The following is a 16,478-nucleotide window of genomic DNA, read 5'->3' on the forward strand; positions in this document are numbered from 1 at the left end:
TCATTAATTTTCAGGATAAGGAACTGTTTCAGTTTTCACCACTTCATTATTCAGCAAAACTTGATAATAAGCGGATTGACCAGGTTGAATCGTCAACTCAATTTTCTTTTTGGTAGGCTTTGATATTTTAAATGTTTCATAAGGTTCACCGATAGAATGCTCAGCATCATTGATATAAATACCCACTTCCGCTTCTTCGCCGTGAATTTCGGGATCAAACGGGATCTCTACTTCACGGACGACTTTTTTGTCCGGCTTTTCTTCCGGACCTAAGGAAATAACCACTTCTATTTTTTCACCTGGAAGCACTTTTTTTCCTGCACTCGGTGATTGGGAAATCACTTGACCGGCAGGAACTTCATCGGAATGTTCTTCTTTCTTTGAAAAAGATAAACCTTCTTTTTCCACATAGTCCTTAACAGCTTCTTCTGTGTATCCCGTTAAATCTGCAAGGGTGATTTTTCTCGGTCCTTTGCTCACGGTTAATGTAATTTCATCTTCATCAGGAATGAGCTCTGCTCCCTCACTCGGAGATTGGTCAATGACAGTTCCTTCCTCTTCACCGCTATATTCTTCCAATACTGTAATGTTGGAAAATCCTTTTACTTCAAGGAGCTGCCTTACTCTCTCGATATCCTTCCCGATATAATTATCAAGCGTTACCTTTTTCTTGCCTGCACTTTCATAAATGATAATAGAAGAACCTTCTTCTACCATTTCTCCTGCTTCTGGTTCTGTCCTTATGACATATCCTTCTTCAATTTCATCGTTTTCCAGCAAAATCGTGTCTTTGACATCAAATCCTTCCTTCAGCAATTGGTTGACAGCTTCCTCATATGTTTTCCCTCTCACATCAGGCACTTCTACATCTTTTGGAAGGATTAGTTTAGGAAGAACGAGAAGTGCTAAAATGATGGCTATGATGACTACAGCTGTCGTCACCCATAATATTTTCAGCCATTTTCTTTTTTTCTTAGGGCTTACAATATTTTCATGCTTTTGTTCCTTTTCTAATCCCGGCGGCTGCCGATCCTTTGCATGATGAATGATTGTTTGTTCCCCAGTTTCAGGTATATCATGTAAAACAATCGGATGGGTGATCGTTTTTTCGTCGTTATCAGGTATTTCAAATTTCTTTTCATCTAATCTGTCTGTATTAAAGGCAGTGCGAATATCTTCTCCCATTTCTTCCGCAGAGGAATAACGGTGAAGAGGGTCTTTCGCCATCGCCTTTAAAATAATATTTTCGACGCTTTGGGGGATCTCAGGGTTCCATCTCTTTGGAGACGGAGCTTCTGATTGCAAATGCTTTAAAGCGATTGATACGGCTGATTCCCCGTCAAAAGGGAGCCTGCCTGTCAGCATTTCATACAGGACGATGCCGAGCGAATAAATGTCAGATTTTTTTGTTGCAATCTGACCTCTCGCTTGTTCAGGCGACAAATAATGTACAGAGCCCAGCACGGAATTAGTGTGGGTAATGGTTGTTGATGTCAGAGCCATAGCAATCCCAAAATCGGTCACTTTAATGTTCCCGAGGTTGTCAATAAGTATATTGTGCGGCTTTATATCTCTATGGACAATTTGATTTTCGTGTGCGTGAGCAATGGCTGATACGATTTGCTCCATTAAATTTAATGCTTCTCTAGGATGCAAAGGTGCATTTTGCTGGATGTACTGCTTTAACGTCTTGCCTTCCACATACTCCATCACGATGTAGTAAATGTTATCTTCTTCGCCGACATCGTAAATGCTGACGATATTCGGATGGGCAAGGCTTGTTGCCGATTGTGCTTCTCTCCTAAATCTTCGTATAAACTCATCATCATCTGAAAAATCTAATCGTAAAATTTTAATGGCAACGTCGCGTTCTAAAATAATGTCTCTTGCTAAATAAACGTTTGCCATTCCTCCTCCGCCAATCACTTTCAAAATTTTATAACGGCCGCTAATCCGCTTGCCGATCAGCATGTTCCATCACTCTCGTGGCCGATGACATGTTTATAAATAATGACAGAAATATTGTCATCGCCGCCGTTTTCATTTGCTAGCCGTATTAATTCCTTCGCTTTTTCTTCCAGTGATTGGTCGGATGATAAAACTGATTCCATTTCATGTTCCTGCACTTTATTCGATAAACCGTCAGAACAAAGAAGCAAATAATCGTTTACTTCTAGGCCGACTGTTTTAATATCTGCATCGACAGATTGTTCTGTGCCGAGAGCCTTCAATAAAATGTTTTTTCGCGGATGCTCTTTCGCATCCTCTTTTGAAATTTGTCCCGATTTCACAAGCTCGTTCACTAATGAATGATCATCGGTAATTTGAGCAAAACCGGCTTTATTTAACAAATAGCATCGGCTGTCGCCAATGTGGGCGATTGTAGCAAAGCTTTCAGTACAGATGGCGCCGACAAACGTCGTGCCCATTCCTTTACATTCCTTATGTTCATTCGCATATGTCAAAAGTTCTTCGTTGACTTCGGCAATATGATCGTTTATCCAGCGCTCCGCCTGCTCGGGATGTTCCATTTTTTCCGCTTCGTTCCAGCTTTTTTCAAAATGCTCGATCGTCATTCTGCTTGCGACATCGCCTGCGAGGTGGCCACCCATTCCGTCAGCTACGACAGCTAAAATTTGCCCGTGTCGGTTAAGAATGGCACTTGCGGCGTCTTCATTATGGGTTCTGACCTTCCCTTTGTCAGTAAAAACAGCGGTTTTCATTTATTCACCTCGTCTCTATTTTTCGCTCTTTTGCCCTTAACTGTCCGCAAGCTGCATCAATATCGTGTCCATGTTCTCTTCGGATCGTGACATTAATCCCTTGTTCCTTTAATGTCCGTTCAAATCGAAAAATTTGATTTTTGCTCGTGCGAACATAATTCCGCTCCGGAACATAGTTGACTGGAATTAAATTCACGTGGCATTTTAAATCTTTTATTAGCTCAGCAAGCTCGAGTGCGTGCTCCACTTGATCATTTACGCCTCCAAACAGTCCGTATTCAAATGAAATTCGCCGCCCTGTTTTGTCAATATAATATTTGACTGCCTTCATTAAATCAGGAAGCTTAAAAGCTTTATTGATCGGCATTAGCTTTGTGCGCAGTTCTGTATTCGGTGCATGGAGGGAAATAGCTAAATTGATTTGTAAATTTTCATCAGCAAATTGATAAATTTTAGGGATAATTCCGCTAGTTGAAACAGTAATGTGGCGGGCGCCAATGTTCAATCCTTTTTCGTCGTTGATGATTTTTAAAAATGACATCATTTCTTCATAGTTGTCAAAAGGCTCTCCAATCCCCATTATGACGACATGGCTGACTCGTTCGCCGATTTCATCTAAAATTTGCTGCACTTTTATGACTTGAGCTACAATTTCCCCCGCAGATAAATTTCGTTTTAATCCACCTAATGTGGAAGCGCAAAAGGTGCACCCGATTCGGCAGCCAACTTGTGTTGTCACACATACTGAGTTTCCGTAATTATGCCTCATTAACACCGTTTCAATGGAATAGCCGTCATGGAGCTCAAACAAAAATTTCATCGTGCCGTCTTTTGACGTTTGCTTAACAATTGTTTTCAATGTTGTCAAATCGAAATGCTCCGCCAATGCTTCCTTCAATGACTTTGGCAAATTGGTCATTTTATCGAAAGAGGCAGCGCGTTTTTTATACAGCCATTCAAAAATTTGTGCTGCTCGAAAGCTTTTTTCGCCTTGTTGTTCAAGCCATTCTTTTAAATCGGAATATTTTAACGAATAAATAGATGGTTTTACTTGCATCTTGTCCATCATTGTACCTTCCTTCTCAAAGCCGCGATAAAAAATCCGTCGGTATTGAAATATTGCGGCAAAATTTGCACAAAGCCGTTTTCGACGTATTGTCGAACTTTTTCCGGCATTCGATCTTTTAACGTCTCATCTAATTGAAAGTCATCATGCTCCTTTAAAAAATATTTTATCATCTCCTCATTTTCTTGTTTATCTATTGTGCAAGTGCTATAAACAAGCAAACCTCCAGGCTTCACCAAATCAGCTACGGAAGCTAATATCTTTTTTTGCACTGATGTTAAAGAAAGAATATCTTCTTCTGTTTTCGTATATTTAATTTCCGGTTTTTTTCTTATGACACCGAATCCGCTGCACGGTGCATCCACTAAAATTTTATCGAAGCTGTTTGGCGGAAAATGCTCCGAGGCGTTGCGGCTGTCCAGCACTTTTGCGTTTACATTCAAGAGCCCAAGCCTTGATGCTTGTTTTTCGATGAGCTGGATTTTATGCTCGTGCAAATCTAGGGAGACGACTTTACCCGTATTATTCAAAAGCTCTGCAATATGAGTTGACTTCCCTCCCGGAGCTGCACATGCATCCAAAATTTGCTCTCCTTCTTTTACATGTAAAGCTAGCGAGACGAGCATCGAGCTTTCATCTTGAATGGTGAACCAACCTTTTTGATAGAGGCTCGTATTCGCTAAATTTCCTTTTACAGCTTCGATGGCCTCATCAACCAGCTTTCCCTTTACCGCCTTTATTCCTTCTTTTTCCAAAGCAGCGATCGCCTGAGGAACTGTCGTTTTCAGCTTGTTCACTCTAGCTGTCTGTTTAGCATGCAAAAGCTGTGAGGATAATATATTTTCCGCAGTCTCAAACCCGTATTGACTCGCAAGCCGTTCGACAAGCCATTTCGGAGCGCTTGTCTTTACCGCTGTACGCTCAATCGGATCTTGTATATCTTTAATGGTAGGGAGGCCTTTTCGTTGTATATTTCGCAAAACACCGTTTACTAGAGCCGCAATCCCTTTATGTCCTCTCTTTTTGGCGATTTCCACTGCCTCATAAAGAACCGCGCGGTCAGGAATCCGATCTAAATACACCATTTGATAAAGCGATATTCTTAAAAGCTGGATCACCCAATTGCTAATTTTTTTCTTTTTCTCTAGAAAATGCGATAAATAGTAATCAAGAGTCAGCTTCCGCTGGATGGTTCCGTAGACAAGCTCTGTCAATAAAGCAGCATCTTTTTGCTCCAATTTATATTTATCAATCCATGTATTTAGCAGCAGGTTGCTGTATGCTTGTTTTTCTTCGATGGCCACTAGTAAATCCATTGCTAGTTCTCTTGCATTTCGTTTTTTCATTCGAATGTCATCCCTATTTCAATTTGCGTTCCTCTTAAAAATTGCTCGCAGCTCATTTTTTTCTTTCCGGACGGCTGAAGCTCAATAATTTTAATGGAAACGTCATTTCCTGTTGCAACAACGAAACCGTCCTTGTCGACGGAAACAATTGTTCCAGGCTCTGCTTGGTGTTCTTTCTTCACTTTTTCTCCCCACCAAATTTTAATCGTCTTTCCGTTCAAAACCGTGTAGGCAACTGGCCAAGGATTTAACCCGCGAATGTGGTTGTACACCTCTTCACCGCTTTTCGTCCAATCGATTTTTTCCTGTTCCCTTTGAATATTCCAGGCAAATGTGGCTTTCGTTTCATCTTGCGGAATTGGAGTTATACTGTTTTCTAAAATTTTCGGTATCGTTTGTGACAAAAGATTGGCGCCTGCTTCGCTCAATTTGTCGTGCAATGTAGCAACCGTATCCCTTTCATCAATTGAAACTTCGACTTGTGTTAAAATATCTCCGGCATCCAGTTTTTCCACCATATACATGATCGTAACTCCCGTCTTCTTTTTGCCTTGCATGATGGCATAATGAATGGGTGCTCCGCCTCGCAGCTCAGGCAAAAGAGAAGCATGTACATTTATACAGCCATATTTCGGTGCGTCCAAAATCTCTTTTGGCAAAATTTGACCAAAAGCAGCCGTTACAATTAAGTCGGGTTTTAACGCCAAAATTTTTTCTATTTCTTCTTTGTGACGGATTTTTTCAGGTTGAAACACTGGAATGTTATGTTGTTCTGCAGCCACTTTTACAGGCGGAGGCGTCAATTGTTTTTTTCTTCCTTTCGGGCGGTCTGGCTGTGTGACAACCGCACAAACGTCATGACCGTCTTTTACGATTCGATTTAGCACTGGTACAGCAAAGTCAGGCGTGCCCATAAATATAATTTTCGCCATACATATCTCCCTTCTATTGTTTCCAACTCATCGACATCTAAAAACTAGATATGATGCTAACAATTTACATAACCAATTTATAGAATGGTATACGGATTTAGATCAATCATCAATTTTAAATCCGTTTGCGACATGTCCTCTTCATAATGCTCGAACAATAATTTCAGTGTTTTATACAAGTTTTTTTCCCGTTTGTATTTTATCATGCATTGAAATCGATATCTATCTTTCATCTTCGGTATTGGCGAACTGACAGGACCGAGGATCTGCGCCTCATTTGATAAATGAAGCTTTAAATATTGTCCAATTTTCTCCGTTACTTCAGCTGCTTTTATCGCATTTGGATGGGAAACGGTAATGAGAATGAGAAAATAATAGGGCGGATAGGCAAAAGATTTTCTCATTTTCATTTCCTGTCGATAAAATGTTTCAAAATCATGCAAGCTTGCCAATTGAATGGAGTAATGCTCAGGCGTATAAGTTTGAATCACCACTTCCCCCGGAAGCTCATGCCGGCCTGCTCTTCCGCTTACTTGCGTTAATAATTGAAACGTTTTTTCTCCAGACCGGAAATCAGGAAGATGGAGCATCGTGTCAGCCGAAAGCACTCCGACCAATGTGACATCAGGGAAATCCAATCCTTTTGCAATCATTTGTGTTCCAAGCAGGATGTCTGCTTTTTTTTCGCCGAATGCGTTTAAAAGCTTTTCATGCATTCCTTTACGGCTGGTCGTGTCGACATCCATCCGTATGACACGCGCTTCCGGGATAAGCTTGTTGAGCTCTTCCTCGATACGCTGAGTTCCTGTTCCGAAAAAGCGGATATGCTCGCTTCCACATTCTGGGCATCGCGACGGCATGGCTGTTTCGAATTGGCAATAGTGGCATTTTAGCTTTTCCCCATGCCGATGATAAGTAAGGGAAATATCGCAATGAGGACATCCTATGACATGTCCGCAATTTCTGCACATGACGAAGGAAGAATAGCCGCGCTTGTTTAATAAAAGTACAGATTGCTCTCCTTTCTTCAAGCGATCTGTCAGCTTTTCAAACAACGTTCTTGAAAACATCGATCGGTTGCCGTTTCTCAGCTCCTCCCGCATGTCGACAATATGGACTTCCGGCAGAGGACGGCGGTTGACGCGTTCTTTTAAAGTTAACAACGTATAAACGCCTTTTTGTGCTCTCGCAAATGATTCAAGCGTCGGAGTGGCGCTTCCTAAAATGACTGGACATTGATGATATTTCCCTCTGTAAATGGCAACGTCCCTTGCATGATACCGAGGACTTTCCTCCTGTTTATAGCTAGTTTCATGCTCTTCATCAATAATAATGATGCCGATATTTTGAAACGGGGCAAAAATTGCTGATCTCGCCCCGACGACAAGCTTCGCTTCTTTCCGGTAAATTTTCCGCCATTCATCGAACTTTTCCCCGCTGGACAACCCGCTATGAAGAACAGCAACCTGGCTGCCAAATCTGCTTTTAAACCGCTGAACCATTTGAGGAGTCAACGATATTTCAGGTACTAGCACGATCGCTTCTTTTCCTTCATTCAATACCTTCTCGATCGCTTGCAAATAAATTTCCGTTTTGCCGCTTCCCGTGACCCCATACATTAAAAATACTTCGTGCTCGTGTCGATTCAGCTTGTCTAAAATCGGCTCCATTGCACGTTTTTGTTCGTCAGTTAACGGTAAAGGCTTCGTTCTCGGAAACTGTTTATGCTCATAAGGATCTCTGTAAATTTCTACTTGCTCCTCTGACAAAATACCTTTTTTAATTAACGCTTTGACGGCAATTGAAGCTCCTTGTATGCTGTTCGTCAACTCCGTTAATAAAATCGGATTAGGATGATCAATAAAAAATTGAATAACCTCTTTCTGTTTATGGGCGCGAGCTGGCAAATGCTGAAGCTGTTCTTCAAGCTCACGAACCGGCAAAAGAGGCTTTACATATTTCACAAGCCGTTTTTTTTGCTTTTGTTCGACACGATAATCGATTTGCAAATTCCCATTACGAATCTCCTTTTGAACGACGGCGACAAGCGATGAAGGTAAATCCTCCCATGAAAGCGGCCCTCCTTTTTCGAAAGCAGTCCTGATCTCTTCAGGCAAATCCTCCAATTGAGCGGAGCTCGATGGCTTGATTTCTTTTATGTACCTCGTTTTCATCGCAGCCGGAAGCATTGCCTGAAAAGCGGTGATTTTATAGCAAAGAGTCGTTTCACTAAGCCATGCGCCAAGCTCTAACAGTTCATGATTTAATACCGGTTCCGGATCAAAAAGCGAATGGATCGGTTTCACACTGTCAATATCTGTTTCATTTTTTAACTGAACGACAAATCCAGTAAGCTTGCGGGAGCCGAAAGGAACGATGACCCTCATGCCAGGCTGGATTACGCCAGCGAATTTATTTGGAATTTCGTAGTCAAATAGCTTGTCCGTGCCTTTTGCCGGGACATCCACAACAACGCTTGCATACCGCATTATCTATTCACCTTTCAAAAGCTTTTCAATTTCTCTTAAAATTGCATTTGCCACTTCTTTTTTAGACATAAGCGGATACGCCTTCTTTTCTCCGTTTCTATGAAAAATCGTCACTATATTTGTATCCTTTTGAAATCCTGCTCCTGGTTCATTTACATTGTTGGCGACAATTAAATCCAAGTTCTTTTCATTCAGCTTATGCAGAGCATATTGTTCAACATTTTCCGTTTCCGCCGCAAATCCTACCAGCAATTTTGTTCCTTTCTTCTCGCCGAGTCTTTTTAAAATGTCTTCCGTACGTTCCAATTCAATGACTAATGAGCCGTCCTTTTTTTTCATTTTTTGATCAAATGTTTGTTTCGGCCGATAATCAGAAACTGCGGCAGATTTAATCACAATGTCGGCTTTGTCAAAATGGTTCATCACTTCATGATACATCTCTTCAGCACTTTCAACTGGCACAAATGTCACCCCGGCCGGCGGCGCAAGAGAAGTCGGACCGGAAATTAAAATTACGCTCGCTCCAAGCTCCTTCGCCTGCTCGGCGATCGCATAGCCCATTTTTCCGCTTGAATGGTTGGAGAAAAACCGGACAGGATCTATTTTTTCCCTTGTCGGCCCCGCAGTAATGATAATTGTTTTCTGATTCAAGACGGAAGGTACCTTCGTTTGATCGGAAAAATGATTTTGAATGAGTTCAACGATTTTGTCCGGCTCTTCCAGGCGGCCTTTGCCAACGTAACCGCATGCAAGATGTCCTTCTTGCGGTTCAATAAACTGATAGCCGTCCCGATAAAGCGTTTCAATGTTGCGTTTTACAGCCGGATGGTCATACATATGTACATTCATTGCAGGAGCAATCCAAACCGGTGCAGTTGTCGCCAGCAGTGTCGTTGTCACCATATCATCGGCAATCCCTGAGGCAAGTTTCCCAATGATATTGGCAGTTGCTGGAGCTACGAGCACTAAATCAGCCCAGTCGGCTAAATCGATATGTGCAATCACTTTCGCATCTTTTTCATCAAAAGTATCTAAAAACACTTCATTTCTCGATAGTACTTGAAACGTCAAAGGGGTGACGAATTTCGTAGCAGATTCTGTCATGATCACTTTCACATCAAAACCCGCCTGTGTCAGCTTGCTCGTCAAAGCTGCAGCCTTGAAAACCGCTATTCCTCCCGTTACACACAATAAAATACGTCTCGGACGTGCCACTTTGTTCTCCTCCTATTTCTCAGCTTTTTAAAAAAATAACAACCTATCAAGTAGGTTGTTATGACAGCAGCTATTATTTCTCAATCTTTTCATAATTAAGCAGCCCTGCATCAATTTCTTCCAGCGCTTTTCCGACATATTTTACAGATACCGTGTTTTCCAATTGCTGGTCATTGTTTTGCTGCATTTGCCGCGCTCTTTTTGCTGCTACAGTTACTAGTGTATATTTTGAATTGATACGGTTTAATAGGGAATCAATTGATGGATAAAGCATCAAGACTCAACCTCCAAAAATTTTTTGTACATTTGTGCAACTCTTTCCCTTCTGCAATGTTCAGCAGTCACAATCGCTTTAATTTTTTCACAGGCAAGATTCACTTCATCATTTACAACAACATAGTCATAATAATCCATCATGTCAATTTCTTCTTTTGCTTTTTTCATCCGATTATTGATCAAGTCAGCTGACTCTGTTCCTCTCGTGACAATTCGATTTTTCAGTTCTTCCAGGCTAGGCGGGAGTAAAAATATAAACAACCCGTCAGGAAATGCCTTTTTAACTTGAAGAGCCCCTTGAACTTCAATTTCTAGAAAAACATCTTTTCCTTCTGCAAGTGTTTTCTCTACATATTCAACGGGTGTACCGTAATAATTCCCAACATATTCTGCCCATTCAAGCAGTTTGTTTTCCTTAATCATCTGTTCAAATTGTTCGCGTGTTTTAAAAAAATAATCTACACCGTCCTTCTCACCCTCCCGTGGGGTTCTCGTCGTCACTGAGATCGAATATTGAAAATTGACGTCTTTTTGTGCAAACAACGCTTTGCGAACAGTGCCTTTTCCCACTCCGGACGGTCCAGACAAAACAATTAACAAACCTTTTTTCTTTAATTGCATTTCAAATTTACCCTACCCTTCATCAGACAGCTCATCTTTATTGGAAAGCCTTTGAGCAACTGTTTCCGGTTGGACGGCAGACAATATAATATGGTCAGAATCCATTATAACAACTGCTCTCGTCCTTCTTCCATATGTCGCATCAATAAGCATTCCTCGTTCTCTTGCATCTTGAATCATCCGCTTTATCGGAGCCGATTCGGGGCTTACAATGGAAATGATGCGGCTTGCTGAAACGATGTTGCCAAAGCCAATATTAATTAATTTAATTCCCATGATTTTTCCCCCTAAAAAGCCTTTATTCAATATTTTGAACTTGCTCTTTTAATTTTTCAATAACAGTTTTCAATTCCACAACGAAAGCAGAAATGGCCGAATCATTCCCTTTAGCTCCGATCGTATTGGCTTCCCGGCTCATCTCTTGTACGATAAAATCAAGCTTCCGCCCTATCGGTTCATCTTTTTCGATCGTTTTTCGAAACTGGCTCAAATGGCTTTCTAATCTTGTCAATTCTTCCGTAATATCCGATTTGTCAGCGAAAATTGCCACTTCCAACAATATTCTATTCTCATCAATATTCCCTGTTATAAACTCGGATAAACGCTTTTGCAATTTATCTCTGTAGTTGCTTGCGACAATACTGGCTCTTGATTGAATATGTTCTATGATTTGCTCTAACGCTTCCAAATGCTTCAGCAAGTCTTCTTTTAGCTTGCTTCCTTCTGCAGCCCGCATTTCCAGAAGTTGATTGGCCGCTTCATGAACAGCTTCTAACATCATACATTCAAGCTCTTCATTTTCATTCGCAACCTCTTGAATTTCAAAAATATGTTCATCATGCAAAAGGTGCATGAAACGAATGGAATCATCTATATGAAAACGGCGTTTCATTTCGTTCAAAGCGTCTATGTATTGAGCGGCAAGGGACCAGTCAACGTTTAGGGTTCTGGAAAAAAGACCCTCTCCGCTGACCGTGATGTACAATTCCACACGTCCTCGATTTATATAAGATTGTACGGCTTTCTTTATTTTTTCTTCAAGCGAAAAAAAATTTTTAGGCATCCGCACGCTGATTTCACAAAACCGGTGATTGACCGATCTCATCTCAACTGTTATTTGCATCTGCTGCACCGTTTTTACCGAGCGGCCAAATCCCGTCATGCTTAATACCATTGTATCACATCCGTTCTTTCGTCGCCTTCAAAACAAAAGAAAAAAAGAAAGGTCATAGAATAGCATCTATCACCTGAAAAAATTATAACATAACTTATCGTTTTTTTCTTGTTAAAATTGATCCTGCCAGCAAAAATGTCGGCAGAGCGGACATGACGAAAATAAACAGCCAATCTCGAGCCATGATAGGCGTTGTATGGAAAATCGGTTGAAGCGGCTCATAATAAATGACAACAAGCATTAAGATTATGGATGAAAAGACTGCCAGCAGCAAATAAATGTTGTTAAAAGGATTCCGGTCAAAAATCGTTTTTTCCGTTCTTGAATCAAACACTAAAATCAATTGCGACAAAACAAGTGTTGCAAAAGCAGCTGTTTGCGCGTAGGCAAGCTGTTCTGTATTCCGTTCATAAATGAAGTAAAAGACAAGTAGTGTGGACAGCCCGATTAAAAACCCACGAGATAAAATTTTCCAGCCAAGCCCTCTCGAAAAAATCCCTTCTTTCGGATCGCGAGGCTTTCTTTTTAACACATCTTCTTCTGCGGGATCAAGGCCAAGCGCCATAGCCGGCAGGCCATCTGTTACAAGATTCACCCACAAAATTTGAATCGGAACAAGCGGCAGTGGCAATGCTAAAATCATGGCAAATAACATAACTAGTATCTCTCCTACATTTGATGCCAATAAATAGCGAATAAATTTCCTGATATTGTCATAAATATTGCGCCCTTCTTGAATCGCTGCTTTAATGGTGGCAAAGTTATCATCAACGAGAATAAGAGAGGAAGCTTCTTTTGCCACATCGGTGCCGCTCATTCCCATCGAAATGCCTATGTCTGCCGCTTTGATTGCCGGGGCATCATTTACGCCGTCTCCAGTCATTGCAACGATATGTCCTTTGTTTTGCAATGCTTTCACAATTTTCAATTTATGCTCCGGAGAAACTCTGGCAAATACGTAAATATCATCAACTACTTCTTCCAATTCTTCAATCGTGAGCTTGGACAAAGATGATCCGTCCATTACTTTACCGTTGGGCGGCAATATTTCTAGTTCTTTTGCGATAGCTTGTGCGGTAATAACATGATCGCCTGTTATCATGACAGTTTTAATGCCTGCTTCACCGCATTCCTTCACCGCTTGTTTCACTTCTGGTCTTGGCGGGTCAATCATTCCTTGTATGCCAATGAAAATAAGAGAAGATTCCGCTTCAGCTTGGGGTAGAGATCCTGTATGAAGCGGTTTGTATGCAACTGCTATCGTTCTTAATGCTTCGTTTGCCTGATGAAAAATCGCCTTTTGAATGTCATTTTTTCGCTGTTCCGTTAAACGTTCTTTTCTATCGTGCCAAAGAACATGTGTCGAACGTTCTAATATAACATCTGGAGCTCCTTTTGCAACTGCAAAGCATTTTCCGTCTTTATCTTGAACAATGACGGACATCATTTTTCGGTCGGAGTCAAAAGGAAATTCTCGCATAATATGAAATTGCTTCAATAATTTTGATTTTGATAGCCCCGCTTTCATGCCAGCCACGATCAACGCGCCTTCCGTCGGGTCGCCATCAAGGGAATATTCTCCATTTGTTTCAATAATATCAGATGTTGAAGCAAGCATTCCAAACATTAACATTTGCTTCAACGGTTTATGAGCAGCCGGATCAATTTTTTTTCCGTTTTCAAAAAACTCCCCAGCAGGCTGATAGCCCGCACCTGTTACCTTCCATGATTTATTGCTTATCCAAATGTCTGTCACAGTCATTTGGTTTTGAGTCATTGTTCCTGTTTTATCTGAACAAATGACGGTTGCACATCCGAGTGTTTCAACAGCTGGAAGCTTTCGGACAATTGAATTTTTCTTGATCATCCGCTGGACGCCCAATGCCAATGCAACCGTAACAATCGCCGGCAAGCCTTCAGGAATCGCCGCCACTGCCAGCGAGACCCCCGCCAAAAACATTTCATAAACAGCATGTCCTTGCATGACTCCGATTCCTGCTACTAATACCGTCAAGAGAAGAGCTACAACAATTAAAACTTTGCCCAGCTCTTCTAATTTTCTCTGCATCGGTGTCAATTGCTGCTCCTGGGTTTGCAGCAAATCTGCAATTTGCCCCATTGCCGTTTTCATGCCTGTAGCCACGACAACGCCGACTCCGCTTCCTCTTGTTACAAGCGTGCCCATAAAGGCCATATTTTGCATATCGCCAACGGATCCTTGATTCCCTTTTAATGGGCGTGTATGTTTTCCAACAGGGACGGATTCGCCAGTTAGTGCCGACTCCTCGACTTCAAGGCTTGATACTTGAATGAGACGCACATCAGCTCCGATTCGATCGCCGCTTTTAAATTTAATGCAGTCCCCTACGACAATTTCTCTCGAAGGGATCTTCATCCACTTCCCGCTGCGCAATACAGTAGTCTGCGGGCTTGACAGTTCTTTTAATGCAGCAAGAGACTTCTCTGCCTTTTTCTCTTGAATAAATCCAAGAACTCCGTTCAAAATCACAATCGCAATAATGGCAACTGCATCAATATACTCTCCTAAAAGGCCGGAAATGACGGTTGCCGCAATTAAAACAAGAACCATGAAATCTTTAAACTGGCCGAAAAATAACAAAAGATTTGATTGCCGTTTTCCTTCTGCAAGCTCATTGTATCCTAATTTTTTTCTGCGGTTTTCTGCTTCTTTTTCTGATAATCCTTTTTTTATATCGACATTCAATGATTGAATTGCTTCTTCTTCTGTCAATTCATGCCATTTCATGAATTTCTGTTTCACCCCTTTTCACCTTTTGATACACGCTCTAAGAACAACATATTCAGCCTTGTCCTAAAACATGTTATAATTTAGTAAGTTTTTTCTTGGACTTCATGGAAAAAGGGTGAGCAAATATGTCTTTTGACGGCATTTTTACATATTGTGTTCAAAGAGAATTGAAACAAGAGCTTGAAGGCGGAAAAATCACAAAAATTCATCAGCCTTCTAAGCACGATCTTATCTTGCAAATTCGTCAGAAAGGTAAAAATTATCGTCTGCTTATATCCAATCATCCCAATTTTGCGCGCATTCATCTTACAGCCTCCAACTATGATAATCCGCAAGAACCGCCGATGTTCTGTATGGTTTTAAGAAAGCATTTGGAAGGAAGCATCATTGAGGAAATCAGCCAGGTCGGACTTGATCGAATCGTCATGCTGCAAATGAGATCCCGCAATGAATTAGGGGATATCACCAGGAAACAATTATTTGTCGAGATCATGGGAAAACATAGCAACATCATCTTAGTCGATCAAGAAAAGAAGATGATCATTGACAGCATCAAACATGTATCAGCTGCAGTCAATCGCCATCGCTCTGTTTTGCCCGGACACGCATATGTTTTTCCTCCAGACCAAGGCAAATTGAATCCTTTTCATGCTTCAGAAGAAACGGTTTTGAAAAAAATTGATCTGTTTTCAGGAAAATTGGAAAAACAAATTGTCGACCAATTTGCTGGCATCTCGCCTCTGTTGGCAAAAGAAATCGTCTACCGCTCTGGAATCGCCAATAAGGAATCGGTTGCCAGAACGCTTATGTCCGTTTTAAATCAAATAAAAAGCGGAAGCATTGTTCCGCAAATGACAAAAACTTTAAATAAAGAATATTTTTATATTTTGCCTTTAGAGCATGTAAAAGGAGAAAGGAAAACATTTTCTACCATAAGCGAATTGCTAGACCGATATTTTTACTCGAAAGCGGAACGCGATCGAGTGAAGCAGCAAGGACAGGATTTAGAACGCTTCATCATCAACGAGCGAAAAAAGAATGAAACGAAAATCCAAAAGCTAAAACACACGCTCAAAGAGGCTGAAAAAGCAAATACGCTACAGCTTTACGGCGAACTATTGACAGCGAACATGCATGCAGTGAAAAAAGGGGATAAAGAAGTCGAAGTTATCAACTATTATGACGAGGATGGACAAAAGATCAAAATTCCGCTTGATCCTTTGAAAACTCCTTCTGAAAACGCCCAAAGTTATTTCCAAAAATATCAAAAAGCCAAAAATTCCGTTTTAGTTGTCAAATCGCAAATCGAAAAAGCAGAACAAGAAATCGAATATTTTGACCGGCTTCTCCAGCAGCTTGAAACAGCTTCTCCTAAAGACTTAGAGGAAATTCGAGAAGAATTGATTGAAGGGGGATATTTGAAAAAAAGAGCGAACATCCAGAAGAAAAAAAATGCTAAACCTGTTTTAGAAGCTTATCTGTCCAGCGACGGAGCTGAAATATTAGTCGGCAAAAACAACAAGCAAAACGAATACTTGACGAACCGGGTTGCTGCTAGAGACGATATTTGGCTTCATACAAAGGACATACCGGGCTCCCATGTTGTCATCCGGAAAAAAGATCCGTCTGAACAGACCATTTTAGAGGCAGCGAATCTGGCAGCTTATTTCAGCAAAGCGCGCCAATCAAGCTCCGTACCTGTCGATTATACAAAAGTGCGCTATGTAAAAAAACCGAATGGCGCCAAGCCTGGGTTTGTCATATATGAAAATCAGCAAACGGTCTATGTGACGCCTGATGAAGAGCTCGTGCTGAAGTTGAAAAAACAATAGACGTTTTTTCTGCTTCTCCTTCTGCTTTTATAAG

13 protein-coding genes are annotated in these 16,478 nt (G+C 41.1%); 1 reads left to right on the forward strand and 12 read right to left on the reverse strand.

Features of this window, described 5'->3' with window-relative positions; translation table 11 throughout:
- Positions 1 to 3: 3 nt before the first annotated feature.
- The 12 genes from pknB to NSQ84_RS10640 form a co-directional block, all read right to left on the reverse strand.
- Positions 4 to 1,971 carry a Stk1 family PASTA domain-containing Ser/Thr kinase gene (gene pknB / locus NSQ84_RS10585; protein WP_066246548.1) on the reverse strand — a complete coding sequence of 656 codons (1,968 nt, stop codon included), beginning with the start codon at positions 1,969 to 1,971 and terminating at the stop codon, positions 4 to 6.
- Positions 1,965 to 2,723, reverse strand: a complete 759-nt coding sequence (locus tag NSQ84_RS10590; protein ID WP_066246550.1) for a Stp1/IreP family PP2C-type Ser/Thr phosphatase — start codon at positions 2,721 to 2,723, stop codon at positions 1,965 to 1,967. The genes pknB and NSQ84_RS10590 overlap by 7 nt, the downstream gene beginning before the upstream one ends.
- A 4-nt stretch (positions 2,724 to 2,727) precedes the next feature.
- On the reverse strand, positions 2,728 to 3,789 hold the full coding sequence (gene rlmN, locus NSQ84_RS10595) for a 23S rRNA (adenine(2503)-C(2))-methyltransferase RlmN (protein WP_240326728.1): 1,062 nt from the start codon (positions 3,787 to 3,789) through the stop codon (positions 2,728 to 2,730).
- Positions 3,789 to 5,135, reverse strand: a complete 1,347-nt coding sequence (rsmB, locus tag NSQ84_RS10600; RefSeq protein WP_066246553.1) for a 16S rRNA (cytosine(967)-C(5))-methyltransferase RsmB — start codon at positions 5,133 to 5,135, stop codon at positions 3,789 to 3,791. The genes rlmN and rsmB overlap by 1 nt, the downstream gene beginning before the upstream one ends.
- On the reverse strand, positions 5,132 to 6,067 hold the full coding sequence (gene fmt / locus NSQ84_RS10605) for a methionyl-tRNA formyltransferase (protein ID WP_066246555.1): 936 nt from the start codon (positions 6,065 to 6,067) through the stop codon (positions 5,132 to 5,134). Before fmt ends, rsmB begins: the two co-directional genes overlap by 4 nt.
- A 77-nt stretch (positions 6,068 to 6,144) precedes the next feature.
- On the reverse strand, positions 6,145 to 8,556 hold the full coding sequence (gene priA, locus NSQ84_RS10610; protein ID WP_066246558.1) for a primosomal protein N': 2,412 nt from the start codon (positions 8,554 to 8,556) through the stop codon (positions 6,145 to 6,147).
- Between the two features lie 3 nt (positions 8,557 to 8,559).
- Positions 8,560 to 9,771, reverse strand: coding sequence for a bifunctional phosphopantothenoylcysteine decarboxylase/phosphopantothenate--cysteine ligase CoaBC (gene coaBC / locus NSQ84_RS10615; protein ID WP_066246562.1), 1,212 nt, complete (start codon positions 9,769 to 9,771; stop codon positions 8,560 to 8,562).
- A gap of 73 nt (positions 9,772 to 9,844) precedes the next feature.
- Entirely contained in the window at positions 9,845 to 10,045 is a 201-nt protein-coding gene (gene rpoZ, locus NSQ84_RS10620) for a DNA-directed RNA polymerase subunit omega (RefSeq protein WP_063388646.1), read from the reverse strand.
- Positions 10,045 to 10,668 (reverse strand): guanylate kinase, encoded by a 624-nt coding sequence (gmk, locus tag NSQ84_RS10625; RefSeq protein WP_063388455.1) that lies wholly within the window; start codon positions 10,666 to 10,668, stop codon positions 10,045 to 10,047. The genes rpoZ and gmk overlap by 1 nt, the downstream gene beginning before the upstream one ends.
- A gap of 12 nt (positions 10,669 to 10,680) precedes the next feature.
- Positions 10,681 to 10,944: a DUF370 domain-containing protein gene (locus NSQ84_RS10630; RefSeq protein ID WP_063388456.1), complete on the reverse strand. Its 264-nt coding sequence runs from the start codon at positions 10,942 to 10,944 to the stop codon at positions 10,681 to 10,683.
- Between the two features lie 22 nt (positions 10,945 to 10,966).
- Positions 10,967 to 11,842: a YicC/YloC family endoribonuclease gene (locus NSQ84_RS10635; RefSeq protein ID WP_063388457.1), complete on the reverse strand. Its 876-nt coding sequence runs from the start codon at positions 11,840 to 11,842 to the stop codon at positions 10,967 to 10,969.
- A 94-nt stretch (positions 11,843 to 11,936) separates the two neighbouring features.
- Positions 11,937 to 14,609: a calcium-translocating P-type ATPase, SERCA-type gene (locus NSQ84_RS10640; protein ID WP_066246589.1), complete on the reverse strand. Its 2,673-nt coding sequence runs from the start codon at positions 14,607 to 14,609 to the stop codon at positions 11,937 to 11,939.
- Positions 14,610 to 14,737: 128 nt separating this feature from the next.
- Between NSQ84_RS10640 and NSQ84_RS10645 the strand changes: the two genes are divergently transcribed.
- Positions 14,738 to 16,444, forward strand: coding sequence for an NFACT RNA binding domain-containing protein (locus NSQ84_RS10645; RefSeq protein WP_066246563.1), 1,707 nt, complete (start codon positions 14,738 to 14,740; stop codon positions 16,442 to 16,444).
- The last annotated feature ends 34 nt before the right edge of the window (positions 16,445 to 16,478 follow it).

It is taken from the genome of Aeribacillus sp. FSL K6-3256, from assembly GCF_037965805.1.
Classification (GTDB): Bacteria; Bacillota; Bacilli; order Bacillales; family Aeribacillaceae; genus Aeribacillus; species Aeribacillus composti.